12 protein-coding genes are annotated in these 14,103 nt (G+C 62.4%); 4 read left to right on the top strand and 8 right to left on the bottom strand.

Annotated elements, in window-relative coordinates; translation table 11 throughout:
- Positions 1-6 precede the first annotated feature (6 nt).
- From tssH to ACE3SS_RS05555, 8 genes are all read right to left on the bottom strand, one after another.
- Positions 7-2,661 (bottom strand): type VI secretion system ATPase TssH, encoded by a 2,655-nt coding sequence (tssH, locus tag ACE3SS_RS05520; RefSeq protein WP_374592163.1) that lies wholly within the window; start codon positions 2,659-2,661, stop codon positions 7-9.
- A gap of 67 nt (positions 2,662-2,728) precedes the next feature.
- Positions 2,729-3,820 (bottom strand): type VI secretion system baseplate subunit TssG, encoded by a 1,092-nt coding sequence (gene tssG, locus ACE3SS_RS05525; protein ID WP_374592164.1) that lies wholly within the window; start codon positions 3,818-3,820, stop codon positions 2,729-2,731.
- Positions 3,784-5,652 (bottom strand): type VI secretion system baseplate subunit TssF, encoded by a 1,869-nt coding sequence (gene tssF, locus ACE3SS_RS05530; RefSeq protein WP_374592165.1) that lies wholly within the window; start codon positions 5,650-5,652, stop codon positions 3,784-3,786. Before tssF ends, tssG begins: the two co-directional genes overlap by 37 nt.
- A 2-nt stretch (positions 5,653-5,654) precedes the next feature.
- Positions 5,655-6,143 (bottom strand): type VI secretion system baseplate subunit TssE, encoded by a 489-nt coding sequence (tssE, locus tag ACE3SS_RS05535; protein WP_374592166.1) that lies wholly within the window; start codon positions 6,141-6,143, stop codon positions 5,655-5,657.
- A 94-nt stretch (positions 6,144-6,237) separates the two neighbouring features.
- Entirely contained in the window at positions 6,238-6,744 is a 507-nt protein-coding gene (locus ACE3SS_RS05540) for an Hcp family type VI secretion system effector (RefSeq protein WP_374592167.1), read from the bottom strand.
- An 81-nt stretch (positions 6,745-6,825) separates the two neighbouring features.
- On the bottom strand, positions 6,826-8,307 hold the full coding sequence (gene tssC, locus ACE3SS_RS05545; protein ID WP_374592168.1) for a type VI secretion system contractile sheath large subunit: 1,482 nt from the start codon (positions 8,305-8,307) through the stop codon (positions 6,826-6,828).
- A 4-nt stretch (positions 8,308-8,311) separates the two neighbouring features.
- Complete coding sequence (gene tssB / locus ACE3SS_RS05550) at positions 8,312-8,824, bottom strand: type VI secretion system contractile sheath small subunit (protein WP_374592169.1); 513 nt, start codon at positions 8,822-8,824, stop codon at positions 8,312-8,314.
- 26 nt (positions 8,825-8,850) lie between these two features.
- A complete protein-coding gene (locus ACE3SS_RS05555; protein ID WP_374592170.1) occupies positions 8,851-9,654 on the bottom strand; it encodes a tetratricopeptide repeat protein in 804 nt (267 codons plus the stop codon).
- 270 nt (positions 9,655-9,924) lie between these two features.
- Here ACE3SS_RS05555 and tssJ point away from each other — a divergent pair, with 270 nt between their 5' ends.
- The 4 genes from tssJ to ettA form a co-directional block, all read left to right on the top strand.
- A complete protein-coding gene (gene tssJ, locus ACE3SS_RS05560) occupies positions 9,925-10,515 on the top strand; it encodes a type VI secretion system lipoprotein TssJ (protein ID WP_374592173.1) in 591 nt (196 codons plus the stop codon).
- Between the two features lie 24 nt (positions 10,516-10,539).
- Positions 10,540-11,889 (top strand): type VI secretion system baseplate subunit TssK, encoded by a 1,350-nt coding sequence (gene tssK / locus ACE3SS_RS05565; RefSeq protein WP_374592171.1) that lies wholly within the window; start codon positions 10,540-10,542, stop codon positions 11,887-11,889.
- 38 nt (positions 11,890-11,927) lie between these two features.
- Positions 11,928-12,680, top strand: coding sequence for a type IVB secretion system protein IcmH/DotU (gene icmH / locus ACE3SS_RS05570; protein ID WP_374592174.1), 753 nt, complete (start codon positions 11,928-11,930; stop codon positions 12,678-12,680).
- Positions 12,681-12,761: 81 nt separating this feature from the next.
- The coding region (ettA, locus tag ACE3SS_RS05575) for an energy-dependent translational throttle protein EttA (protein ID WP_374592172.1) at positions 12,762-14,103 on the top strand (1,342 nt) is incomplete at its 3' end.

The raw sequence follows: 14,103 nt of genomic DNA on the forward strand, positions 1-14,103 counted from the left end.
TGGAGGTCAAGCCACCTGATAGATGAAGCGCCCATCCGGCTCGGCTGACACGGCAATGCCCGTGATGGCCGCGCCTTCGGCCATGCGCGTCAACACGCTCTCGGCCACCTCGGGCAACAAGCTGCCGTTCAGAATGTGATCGACCGCCCGGGCACCGGTATCGACTTCGGTGCAACGGGCCAGCACCGAGTCGACCAGCGCATCGTCGTAATCGAGACGTGCCTGATGGTTGTGCTTGATGCGGTGAGCAATGCGATCCAGCTTGAGGCGGATCACGCGCTCGAGCATGTCGTCGTCGAGCGGGTAATACGGCACAACCTTCGTGCGACCGATGAACGCCGGCTTGAACGCCTTGTACAAGGCCGGGCGCAGCAACTCTGTTAGTTCGTCCGCACCAGGACGCTCGTCGGCCGACTTGTTCAAGCAAGCCTGCATGATCGCGGACGAGCCCACGTTGCTGGTCAGAATGATGAGCGTGTTGCGAAAGTCGATCTCACGCCCCTCGGCATCGTCCATCACGCCCTTGTCGAACACCTGGAAGAACATCTCCAGCACGTCGGGGTGGGCCTTCTCGACCTCGTCGAGCAACACCACGCTGTAGGGTTTGCGGCGCACCGCTTCGGTCAGCACCCCGCCTTCACCGTAGCCCACATAGCCCGGTGGCGACCCCTTCAAGCCAGAGACGGTGTGCGCCTCCTGGTACTCGCTCATGTTGATGGTGATGAGGTTGCGCTCGCCGCCGTAAAGGATGTCGGCCAGTGCCAGAGCGGTCTCGGTCTTGCCCACGCCACTGGGCCCCACGAACAGGAAGACACCTTTGGGCTTGTTCGGATCCTCCAGCTGCGCGCGGGCCGTGCGAACGCGTTGGGCAATGGCCGACAAGGCGTGGCCCTGCCCGATCACGCGCTCCTCGAGTTGGGCCTGCAAGCCCAGCACGGTCTTGATTTCGTCCTTGACCATCTTGCCCAGCGGGATGCCCGTCCAGGCGGACACGATCTCGGCCACCACATGACCATCGACCTGCATGGGAACCAAGGGCTGCTCACCCTGCAATGCGCTCAAGTCTTCGAGCTTGCCTTGCAAGCGCTGTTGATCGGCGATCGACTCAGACGATGCAGCATCGGACAACGCACGCGACTCCAACTCGGCGCGCAACACGCCAATCTCCTGCACCAGCGCTTGTTCACTCTCCCAGCGTGCCAGGTCGGCCTGGAGCTGCGCGTCGAGGTCGGACTGCTCGGCGCGAATCTGCGCCAATCGTTCGGCATGCATACCGCCCATCGCGGCCTCGCGCGCCAAAGCCTGCGCCTCGGCATGCAATCGATCGAGCTGCTTGCGGGCGTCTTCGATACGAGCTGGTGTGGCGCTCTGCCCCAAGGCCACCTTGGCGCAGGCGGTGTCGAGCACGCTGATGGCCTTGTCGGGCAACTGCCGGCCCGTGATGTAGCGCGCCGACAGGCGCACCGCCTCGGTGACCGCCTCGTCGAAGACCCGCACGTTGAAGTGCGACTCCATCAAGGGCGTCATGCCTCGCAACATGGCTGCGGCCAACGACTCGCTTGGCTCCTCGACCTTGATGACCTGGAAGCGCCGGGCCAGTGCCGCGTCCTTCTCGAAATATTTCTTGTACTCGCTCCAGGTGGTGGCAGCGATGGTGCGCAACTCGCCGCGCGCCAAGGCCGGCTTGAGCAGGTTGGCCGCATCGTTCTGCCCGGCCTGACCGCCCGCGCCGATCATGGTGTGGGCTTCATCGATGAACAGGATGATCGGGTGCGGGCTCTTTTTGACCTCATCGATCACGCCCTTGAGACGGTTCTCGAACTCGCCTTTCACCGAGGCCCCGGCCTGCAGCAAGCCCATGTCGAGCACATGCAGGGCCACGCCTTGCAGCGGCGGCGGCACATCGCCCTGTGCGATGCGCAGCGCCAGCCCCTCGACCACCGCCGTCTTGCCCACGCCGGCCTCGCCCGTGAGGATGGGGTTGTTCTGGCGACGACGCATCAGGATGTCGATGGCCTGGCGAATCTCGGCGTCGCGCCCAATCACCGGGTCGACCTTGCCGTCGCGGGCGCGTTGCGTCAGGTTGGTGGTGAACTGGTCCAGGGCCGGCGTCTTGCCCGAGGCGGTGGTCTCACCCGCCGCGTCGATCACGCTACCAGCCGGTGCCTGAGCAGTCGCTCCCACCGGCGCCTCCGCCGAGCCTTGCGTCAAATCGGCCAGGCGGTGCTTGATGTCGTCCAGGCTGAACCGGGCGAACAGCTTGGAGCCTCGATACGCCAGCTGACTCAAGCTGGGTTCGGTGAGCAACGCCAGCAACAAGTGGGCACTGCGAATGCGCGCCTGATGAGACTCGAGCGACGCGATCAGCCAGCCATGCTCAAACAGCGTCGGCAAGCGCGATGAAAACACCGGTGTGCGCGTGTTGCCGCCCTTGAACTCGCTCAGCTCAGCCTCGAGATCGTGTTGCAACGCGTCGATCGCGATGCCCGCATGCCGACACAGCAGCACCAGATCTGACTGCGGTTGCTCAAGCAGCGCCAGAAACAGATGCTCGATGTCGACCTCGTGATGGCCGCGCGACAAACACAAGCTGGCCGCGCGCTCGGCAGCGCGACGGGTGGTGTCGTTGAGCTTGGAAATCAGCGTTTTGAGTTGACTCATGATGATGGTGATGACAGCGTATTGATGATGTTTTGAATAGATTGGCAGGCTTCACTGCGGGCCAGCCTCAAGCCGCCTGCAGGTCGTACACGACGTCTTCGCGGTCTTCTGTCACTGGCGCGGTGCACAAGAAGGTGTCCCACCCCAGACGGCCCGTCTGCGACTCGACACTGAGCGCGATGCCGCACACCGCCTCGCGCCGCAAACGCAACCGCACCTCGTACTCGAAGCTCCCCCCGCACAGCAGATGCAGCCACTGCCGTAGCGCACGCTCGCCCGCCCCCCCGGGAAGGAAGCGCAAGTAGCGCTCCCGATCAAGCGGGCCGAGCACCACGCGCAGGCACAAGTCGCGCTGCCAGACGCGCTCGCCGGCGATCGCACTCGCCCCGAGCACTCCGTTGCCCAATCCCAGAGACGTTGCAGCGTCGGTGGGCAAGGTGTACCAGCGCCCGACGAATTGATCGATACGCACCGGCACCCCCAGATAGCCCTGCAACAAGCCGCGCAGCTGCACCGCCGATACAGGTCTGCGCTGCGCAGCTCCGGCAAAGTACGCCACCGCCTCATCGGGCACGCCGCCTTCGCACGGCTCCAGTCGGTCGCGCAGCCCACGCTGCCCCAGCCCGGACAAAGCCAATATCAGTGGCAAGAAGCGATCTCGCCGATCCGACTCGTACTGAACGTGCAGTCGGTGCTTCTTCCAGGCCGAATAAAAAAGTGACACCGCACGATGCGTGAACACGTCGAGAAACGCCCGCGCGGACGTGTCGCGATGCAGCCACTCGCGCTGTGCGATCAATTCGGTGTAATGCAAGGGTAGCGTGCCGCTCGCCCCCAGCAACCCTATGAAGGCAGGGGTGATTTCGACTGCTTCAACGGCGTCATGGATCAAACGGTCGGCGCCTGCATCTGTCGCTGCCGACTCTCTCCACAAAACGGACAAGGCTTCGACTTCACCGGCCGCGAAGGACAATGACAGGGAGTTGCGAAAGCTCAGGCGCGGCGACAGCAGACCGCTGTGCCGGTGAGACGCTGCCGAGGAAGACGATTCCAGCCACCGCTCCAACAGCCGCACCGCTTGGAAGAATCCGAACCGCTGCGGCCGCTCCAGCAGCTCGCCGATCAGACCAGCGCTGTTTCGCCGTTGCGAGGAGGACACTTCAACACCTCTTCATGCGTGCGCGCCGACACCAGCGTCAACTGGGTAAAACTGTTAGCGTGCACATACAAGGAAAAGAACCGCTCCAGCACGGAAGCAAACAGTTGCAACCCGGTACCGATGAAGCCCTTTTCGTCGACCTGCAGCCGCACCTCGGCGCCGCGCACGAAAGTCGGGAACGGCTGCCCCGCCAGCCAGGCCGTCGCGGGCCGGAACGCCACCTCACCTACCGCTTCGATCTGACGCTGGTTGCTGGCGCTACGAGGCAGGTCATACAGCCGCAGCATTTCTTTCAAGGCGTCGGCACCGCCCCCTGACAACGACAGGTGATTCAAGGACAGATGCGAGATCAATCGCCACAGCGCTCCGCGCCCACGCTCAAAGCGTGCCACCGCCGTCGGCTTGCGCAACAAGCGAATCTCGCGCGCCACGCCTCCACCATCGAGATGCAGATCCCCGCCTGGCGACCCTACAGGCAGCAGGCTGGGCAAATCGCGGTTGGTGGCGGTCACCTGGATCGACAAGGTTTCGGTCTGGGGGACGCTTGGGTTGAAATGCACATCGACGATCGACAACTCCGTTTCGTAGCCGGGGCTTTGCTGCGCCAAGTCGTCATCACGCCGCGCATACCAATAGCAACCCGCCCCGCCGGCTTGTTGCCCTGGCCCCAACAAATCGTCGTGCCGCAGCGAGAAAAACGGGTGAAATTCATCAATCGACTCGCCTTGCGCAGTCTGCTTGACGCGGTAGACGCGGTCGATCGAGTAGACCTCATAGCCAAAGGCACGGCGACTGTCAGGCAGCACCGGATAACTTGTCGACGCATGCGTGATGCGAATCGGGTCTGCTGGTTGCTGGAACAGATTCACAACTGGAGAGCAACCCAGCGCGAAATGGCGCGCCTGAACGGTGTCGAGCAATCGAGCCTCGTTGGAGTCCGCGCGAACGCCACGCAATGCGAAATGCACGACCAAACTGCGAGCCTCACCCAAGGCGGCTGATATCGGGATCGGCAGGTCGACGAAATTGAATTTCTCAGGGAAGGCAAAGTATTCGGTCAGCAACCGATAAGCGGCATGCGAACGCTCGTCGAAGTCGATAAGCGCCTCATCGTCGGCGAATCCGACCATTTCGGGTCGCGGCGAGAAAGGCCCGGCCCAGGCGTCACCATCGCCGCGCTGCACCCACGCGCCGGCCACCGCGCCACACAAGGCCTCGCGCAACACGCTGACGAGCGAGGGCTCGCCGTCCAGGTAGACCCGCAGACGAGGCACCCCATCGGAACCATTGAGCGTCGCCCAGGATGCCTGCGCGGACAACAACTCGACTTGCAAGGACAAGATCGACGCCACGTCGGGTGGCAAGGCCGTACCGGGCGGCGCCACCTGCGCCGAACGGTGGCGTGCTTCGGAAATCCGCACCGGCGCCAACTTCACGTTTTGCGTGGTCCTCATCTTGCAGACCACTCCCTGCACGGCGCGCGAATGAAGCACCGTGCCGCGCTCCAATATCGCGACCGAGCTCATCTGCGCCACACCAGAGCCCAGATCGAATTGCGCGACCGAGCATGACGGGAAAGGCCGCAGATAGTGCGGATAGAGCACGTCGAGCAAGGTTTCGGTGAACAGCGGGAAGTCATCGTCCAGGCGCTTGTGCACACGCGCCGCGAGCAGCGCAAAGGACTCGATCAGACGTTCGACATGCGGGTCTTCCGCCACGTCGCCACGCAGCATGAGTCGCCCGGCGATCTTGGGATAGCGCTCGGCGAATGACTTGGCATGACCTCGCAAATAGGCCAGTTCGCGCTCGAAATGGGGCAGCAAGTCGTCCATGCTCAGGCCCCGACCGGTACACGACGACTGCGATGCACCGAATACTGTTGAGTGGAAGGATGCAGCACCGCATCAAAATTCACGGGCTCGCGAGCCGGATTCACCACCAGCAAGGCCTGGATGTGAAAGTTCAAACCCAGGCCGCCGTGCTCGCGCCGCTCCAGACTGACCCGCGCCGAACGCAACCGCGGCTCATGGCGTGAGATGGCCTGCCCGATCGACTGACAGATCAGATCGCAGTCATGGGGGCTGTCGAGACTGAGCCCGACGAAGTCAATCAAACCGTAGGTCAGTACCGATCGGGCTGCTTCCCGATAGGTTTCGATCCGCTCCCGCCTGACGCCGCAGCGCGTGTTGAGCAACGCTTCAAGATCACGGGCCACGCTGTCTTTGATCTGCTCGATCGACATGGAAGAACGCGCGCCGCTCCAGTCACCCACCGCCCCGGTGTCCAGCAGACGGTCAAGCAAGAAGGGTTCAAAGCGAGTCATAAAGCGGAACTTAGATGGCGAAGCCACGGCAATACCGCAGCCTCGCCCAATTGCTCGCTTCTCGCGACTGACGCGCGAAGCGAGCTCAGCAAGATCAGATGTTGTAGCTCGGCGTGTTCTTTGCCAGGCTCCAGGCTGTCTGGTTGCTGCCCGATGTGCCGCCGCCTTCGACCTTCTGCTGCTGGTATTGCCACTGGATCGCGGCATACTTCAGCGCGAAGCTCTCGGTGGGCAGCCCTTCTGCTGCCACCGTCGGCGTCACGCGCGAGATCAGCGCATGCTTGAGCTTGATCGTGAGGTACTTGACGCGCTTGGCGCCGTCAGCACGCATGAAATCAATGACGATTTCATCAAAGGTATAGCCGGCCGAGCAGGCCTCCCATAGTTTGGGGCTGGTGAGGTCGATGTCCTTGGTGAACACCATGTCACCGTGCTCGCAACGCTCTGCGGTGTGACCACCCGAGGTCGACGCCGTTGCCGATTTGGGTTGCCGAACCTCATGCGCCCACGAACCGACTTCGAGCCACTTGGCATGCTCGCTGTCATGCGACTCGCCTTCGATCTTGTAGCGTCCGTTGAACTGAATGTAGATGTCTTTCATATTTCCCTGAATCAAGTTGTATGCGGATGGCAGGCACCCGCGAGCTCCCAAAAACGGCTGTACTACTGCTGCCTACGGCCCTCAGGACTTCGCCGATTGCGGCAACTCAGCCACCAATCGCAGCGACACCGACAGCTCGTCGAGCTGGAAGTGCGGCCGCAAAAATGCCACGGCGCGGTAAGTACCGGGCTTACCCGGCACTTCCGTCACCTTGACCGACGCCTCGCGCAGCGGGAACTGCGCCTTCGCCTCTTGACTGGCTCCGTCGTCCAACAGCACGTACTGCGAGATCCAGCGGTTCAAAAATTCTTCGACATTGCCGGCCGACGCGAAGCTGCCGATCTTGTCGCGCATCATGGCCTTGAGGTAATGCGCCACACGCGACACCGCGAAGATGTATTGCATCTGCGCCGAGAGCACGGCGTTGGCATTGGCCGCGTCCGTCTCAAATTTCTTGGCCTTCTGCGCCGACTGCGCGCCAAAGAACGCGGCGTAATCGGTGTTCTTGCAATGAACCAAAGGCACGAATCCCAAGTCGCTGAGCTCTTTCTCGCGACGGTCCGTGATCGAGATTTCTGTGGGGCACTTCAACGCCACTTCGCCGTCGTCGGTCTTGAAGGTATGCGTGGGCAGGTCCTCGACCAAGCCGCCGCCCTCGACGCCGCGAATCGCTGCACACCAACCGTAGCTCTCAAACGCCGCCGTCAAGCGCGCGCCAAATGCGTAGGCCGTGTTGACCCACAGGTATTTGCCGTGATCCGAGCCGTCAACGTCCTCGACGAAGTTGAACCCCTCGACCGTGGTGCCGTCCTTCGGGTTGTAGGGCAAGCGCCCCAAAAAACGCGGCAGCGTCAGGCCAACGTAACGCGAATCTTCCGACTCGCGGAATGACTTCCACTTGGCGTACTCGACGGTATCGAACACCTTGGACAAATCACGCGGCTTGCCAAGGTCGGTGTAGTTCTCGAGGCCGAACAACTCGGGGGAAGCAGCACCGATATAAGGTGCATGCGCCGCCGCTGCGACGTGCGACATCTGCTCGACGAAATACATGTCTTCGGGCTGACGGGTCACCTCGAAATCGCCAAGCAAAGCACCAAACGGCGCGCCGCCAAACGTGCCGAATTCTTCTTCGTACACCTTCTTGAACAAGGCCGACTGATCGAAATCGATGGCGGTCTTGAAGTCTTTGACCAACTCCCTTTTGCTGGTGTTGAGCACCTTGATCTTCAACGATTCGTTGGTCGACGAATGCTTGCACAGATAGTGCAGACCACGCCAAGAAGACTCAAGTTTTTGGAATTCGGCAGCATGCATCACTTCGCTGAGTTGATCTGAAATGAGCCGATCCAGTTCAGCGACGCGAGCATCAAGCGTGGCCGACAGGTTGTCGGACACCACCACCGTGCCTTGCATCACCTCGCGCACCAGTTCAGAGATGATGTCCTTGGCGCGATCATGCTCGGTTGCCGTCTTGGCCACCTTGCTTTGTGCCACGATTTGATCGAGCAGGCTCTCTTCGAGAACAGCCGGCGCGCCGCTGGCTTGCAGTTGTGCGCTCATGGCATCACTCCTTGGATTGGGCTTCACCACCCAGTTGTTGCAGCTTCTCGGTGTTGCTCAACACTTCGCCCAGGATGTCTTCGAGCTTGTCGTTGCCTGCCAGTTTGTTACGCAAGTCGGACAGCTTGGAACGTGCCTCGAGCAATTTGCGCAGCGGCTCCACCTGCTGCACCACCGCCTCGGGCCGGAAATCGTCGATCTGCTTGAACTCGAGATTGACGGCAAATTCGCCGCCGTCTTCGCTGAGCTTGTTCTTGACGCGGTAGGTGGCGCGCGGCGCCATGCCCGACAGCACGTCGTCGAAATTGTCGAGATCGACATTGACGAATTTGCGGTCTTTCAAACGAGCCGCGTTCTGATCCGCGCTTTGCTGCCCGGCGAAGTCACCCAGCACCCCAACCACGAAGGGCAATTCCTTCTGCTCGATCGAGTCGCCGATCTCGACGTCATAAGTGAGTTGCACGCGCGGGGGGCGAACGCGTTCCAGACGCTTTTGCACACTGTCTCGTTTAGCCATGGAGAGCTCCTTCCTGGTCGGATGATTTACTGCAGAACATTGAACGGGTTGCGCCCGCCGGCTGATGAAGCGGAGGACTTCTCTGGAGCGCGGGCCGCCGAAGCGGCAGCACGGCTTGCTGCGGAGCCACGATTTCGGCCGCTTGTTGACGACGCCGATGCCCCGGCTGGGCCGGATGCCTTGGCGGCGGGGGCCGGTGGCACCAGAACATCTTCGCCGAGCGATTCGCGGATGGTGTGGGCGAGCGCTTCGGCTTCCACGCGAGTGGAGCCCGACACGGCGCTGGCCTTGCGCAGCTGTTGCAAGGAACTGGCGGCGATGCGCAAGCCGCTCACGGATAGCACGCTCAACGCAGTCTGATCCGTCGAATCGCGCTGCAGGGCCTCTTCAGCCGCCACGATGGCCGCGCTGTAGTTGCCGGCTTCAAACTGCATCTGAGCCAGCTTGACCCACGGCTGCTTGTTGGTGGGATTGGCCTTGGCGGCGTCTTGCAGCAGCGCCGATGCTTTGGGCAGATCACCCACCTGACGAGCCGATTGCGCCTGATCGAGACTGACCTGCATATCTGCAGCAGCCTGATCAGCTGACGGAGGAGCGGAGCGGCTGGCACACGCGGCCAGCAACACGGAGACGGCCACCGCTGCGCAAACCGCACGCGCGCCCGCCCCCGCCAAAGAAGCGAGAACTGTTTCCACCTGAAATTTATTCGTTGTTGAGAATCGAGAGCGACAGGAGACCGCGTGCATCAGCAATCGGTCACCGTTCAAATCGACCGGAATTAGACCTGAATTCCAAGCGTGATCCGCCCCCCATATGGGCGTCAAAAACAAGGGGTTACACATTGATCCCCACCCATTGAGGTGAGTGTCGATCGAAGCGTGCGCTTCGGTCGATACACTCCCGCCCGCTTGCTGCGTCGAGCGCATCCGGTGTCGTCGGCCAGCATGCGCGTCGTTTCATGATCGCCTCGCGCTTTGCCAATTCGCCGACACACGTCACGCTGCACGCCGATTGCGTCCATTTGCGCGCTTTTGCCTCACCCCGCTCTCTCCGACATGTCTCCATCGTTTCAAACTTCCGCATGGTTGACGCGGTTGCTGGTGTCCAGCCTGTTCGCGCTGTCGGGGTGCGCAGCAACGACCGGCACGCTCGACTCACTGGGCAATCTGAAAGACAAGGCTCTTGAGGCAACCGGCCTGAAAACACCCGAGGCGTCCATGCCGGACGTCGCGCTGCCCGCGCGCCGCATCAGTCTCTCGCTGGCAGCCAGCCAGTCATTGAACGTGAACGACGACGGACAATCACTGGCGTTGCTCGTGCGGGTTTACAAGCTGAAAAATGCCGAGGCCTTCTTGAGTGCGCCCTATGAGGCGTTCGGGTCAGCCGAGGCCGAGAAGCAGCGCCTGGGCGAAGACCTGATCGAAGTGCGCGAGATTCAACTGGTGCCGGGCCAACACGTCGACGTCACCGAAAAAGTGGCGCGCGAGGCAGGCTATCTGGGCGTCGTGGCGTTGTATCGCTCGCCCGCGCCGCAACGCTGGAAGCTCGCGTTCTCCGCGGATGCAGCCCAGCTGACGGGCGTGTCGCTGGCCGCGCACGCCTGCGCGCTCAGCGTGACGCGAGGTCGCCCCTATGGCGTGCCAGCATCCAATCTGCCCGGTCTGGGCGCCTGTCATTCAGGCGGCAATTAGACCGTCACCGTTCAGGGAGTAATCATGATTCCATCCGCCAAGGTGCTATGGGGCGAAGGCCTGTTCTTGCGACCGCAGCACTTTCAACGACAAGACGCCTATCACGAATGGCGGTTGGCTCAAGTTGCGCGAGCCATCAATCCCTATGCCTGGGGCGTGCGCAGTGTGAGGGTCGACACCGACGCGCTGGCCATCGGACAGCTTCGGTTGCTGGACATGCAGGCGCTGTTTCAAGATGGCGAACTCTTCAGTGCACCGGCCGAAGACCCGCTGCCGGCACCGGTGGCGCTGGACGCCACGATGGGCGCGCAAGGCGAAGAAACGTTCCACCTGGTGCTGCCCGCCATGCGCGCGCAGGGTCAAAACCTGATCGCCCCCACTGGCTCGCCGGAAGCCAGTCTGCGCTACACGCAGAGCAGCGAACCGGCAACCGATTGGTTCACCCAGGCAGCGCCCGCCGATATCAGTCTGGTCAGGAAAGCAGCCCGCCTGCTGCCCGCCGCGCAGGCAGCACAACATGCCTCTGCCATCCCGGTGCTGCGCGTCAAGCGCAACACCACGGGAGCATTCGAGCTGGACGCGCGCTTCATTCCACCTAGCGTGGCATTGCAGTCTTCACCGATGCTGCACCTGATGTTGCGCCGACTGATGGACGTGATGCAGGCCAAGGTGGACGCGCTATATGGCCTGCATCGCGAGCCCTCGAAAAACGTTATCGAATTTCGCTCGGGCGACGTGGCGTCGTTCTGGCTGCTGCACACCGTCAGTTCGTCGTTCGCCGCGTTGTCGCACGTGTTGAGGAACCCCGGCTTCCACCCGGAACGGCTGTATCAGGAACTGTTGCGACTCGCCGGCGCGTTGATGACGTTCTCGAAGCACCATACGCTGGCCGACCTGCCCGCTTACGACCACGGCGAACCCGGTGTCAGTTTCACGCAGCTCGATCACATCATTCGCGAGTTGCTCGAAACCGTGATCTCGACGCGTTACTTCGCCATCGCGCTCAGTGAAACGCGGCCGTCATATCACATGGGTCGGCTGGACTCCGAGCAGTTGTCGGCCAACACGCATCTGTACCTTGGCGTGTCGGCCAGCGTGCCGCCCGCCGAACTGGTGGACATGGTGCCGGCGCGGTTCAAGATCGGCTCGCCCGATGACGTCGAGAAGCTGGTGCTCTCGGCCATGCCCGGCGTGAAGCTGATCGCGGCACAGCAGGTGCCGGCTGCCATTCCGGTTCGGCCGGGCGCCTACTACTTCAGCCTGGAGCCGCGTGGCGTCTTGTATGAGCGCATGCTGCAAGCGCAGAGCATCAGCTTGTATGCGCCGGGCAGCCTGCCTGACCTGAAACTCGAGTTGCTGGCGGTTAACTCATGAGCCGCGCCAACCGTCCTGTTTTTGGCGATACGCAGATCATGCCGTACCACCACGCGCCTTCAGAATCCGCCCCCACGCCCTCATCAGCCGCGCCACGCAGCTTGGTTGATGAGATGTATGACGGCTTCTACATGGTCTTCTTGCTGAAGAACAAGCATTTGCCCGCGGACGCCGCACCGTTTCGCGAGCGTGTGCGCGAGTTCTTGAGCGAACTCGACCGCACCGCGCGCACGGCCACGCAACCCGACGATCTGCATCTGGCCAAGTACGCGTATTGCGCGTTGATCGACGAGATCGTGCTGACATCGGTGCCGCGCCTGCGTGACGAATGGGAGCGCAAGCCGTTGCAGTTGCAGTTCTTCGGCGAACAGCTTGCCGGCGAGAATTTCTTTGCCCGCCTCGAAGAGTTGCGCCAGCAAGGCGCCTCGCGGCTGCCGGTGCTCGAAGTGTTTCACCTGTGCCTGTTGCTGGGATTTCAGGGCAAATACATGCTCGAAGGCAGCGAAAAACTGAATTACCTGACCGCCCGCCTGGGCGACGAGATTGCCCACCTGCGCGGCAAGCGCGTGGGCTTCGCGCCGCATTGGGCCGCGCCCGACCGGGTGAGCCACGCGCTCAAGAGCCAGACGCCGCTGTGGATGGTGGGCAGCGTGCTCGCCTGCGTGGCCTTGCTGGCCCTGATGGGGCTGCGCTGGTCGCTGTCGGGTCAGACCAAGCGACAGTTGGATCCCTACCAAAGCGTGGTGAAGCTGCCTGCGCGCACGGCCTACGTCAACATCACCCTGCCCTGACACCCCGGCCGCGCCGAACTGCCGATGCCTTAAGCTCTCGGTTTTGCCGAGAATTGGCCGCGAGGCCTCGATGAGCACACCATGGCCCAATACGTATTTACGATGAACCGCGTGGGGAAGATCGTCCCCCCGAAGCGGCAGATCCTCAAAGACATCACCCTGAGCTTCTTCCCGGGCGCCAAGATCGGCGTGCTGGGCCTGAACGGCTCGGGTAAATCCACCCTGCTGAAGATCATGGCCGGCGTGGACAAGGACATCGAGGGCGAAGCCGTGCCGATGCCGGGTCTCAACATCGGCTACCTGCCGCAAGAGCCGCAGCTCGACCCCGAGCAGTCCGTGCGCGAGGCCGTCGAGCAAGGCATTGGCGGCGTGCTGGCCGCCAAGAAGCGCCTCGACGAGGTGTACGCCGCCTACGCCGAGCCCGATGCCGACTTCGACGCCCTGGCTGCCGAGCAAGGCGAGCTGGAAGCCATCATCGCCGCCGCCGGCTCCGAAAACACCGACCTGCAACTCGAGCTCGCCGCCGACGCGCTGCGTCTGCCGGCCTGGGACGCCAAGATCGGCAACCTCTCGGGCGGTGAAAAGCGCCGCGTGGCCTTGTGCCGCCTGCTGCTGTCCAAGCCCGACATGCTGCTGCTCGACGAACCGACCAACCACTTGGACGCCGAATCGGTGGACTGGCTGGAGCAGTTCTTGAAGCGCTTCTCGGGCACCGTGGTGGCCATCACCCACGATCGCTACTTCCTTGACAACGCCGCCGAATGGATTCTTGAACTCGACCGCGGCCAGGGCATCCCCTGGAAGGGCAACTACTCCGACTGGCTGGACCAGAAGGAAAAGCGCCTGGAGCAGGAGCAGAAGCAAGAAGACGCCCGCATGAAGGCGATGAAGCAAGAACTGGAGTGGGTGCGCAAGAACGCCAAGGGCCGCCAAGCCAAGAGCAAGGCGCGTCTGGCCCGCTTCGAAGAGCTGAGCGACGTCGAATACCAAAAGCGCAACGAGACGAACGAAATCTTCATCCCGGTGGCCGAGCGCCTGGGCAATGAAGTGATCGAGTTCAAGAACGTCAGCAAGAGCTTCGGCGACCGCTGCCTGATCGACAACCTGAGCTTCAAGGTGCCGGCCGGCGCCATCGTGGGCATCATCGGCCCGAACGGCGCGGGTAAGTCGACGCTGTTCCGCATGATCCAGGGCGTCGAGCAGCCAGACAACGGCGAAGTGGTGATCGGCAAGACCGCGCAGCTGGCCTTCGTGGACCAGAGCCGCGAAGGTCTGGCGTCCGACAAAACCGTGTGGGAAGACGTTTCGGGCGGACTCGACAACATCGTGGTCGGCAAGTTCGTGATGCCGTCGCGCGCCTACATCGGCCGCTTCAACTTCAAGGGCAACGACCAGCAAAAGCTCGTCGGCAACCTCTCGGGCG

The sequence above is a fragment of the Aquabacterium sp. genome, assembly GCF_041915145.1.
Lineage (GTDB): Bacteria > Pseudomonadota > Gammaproteobacteria > Burkholderiales > Burkholderiaceae_C > Aquabacterium.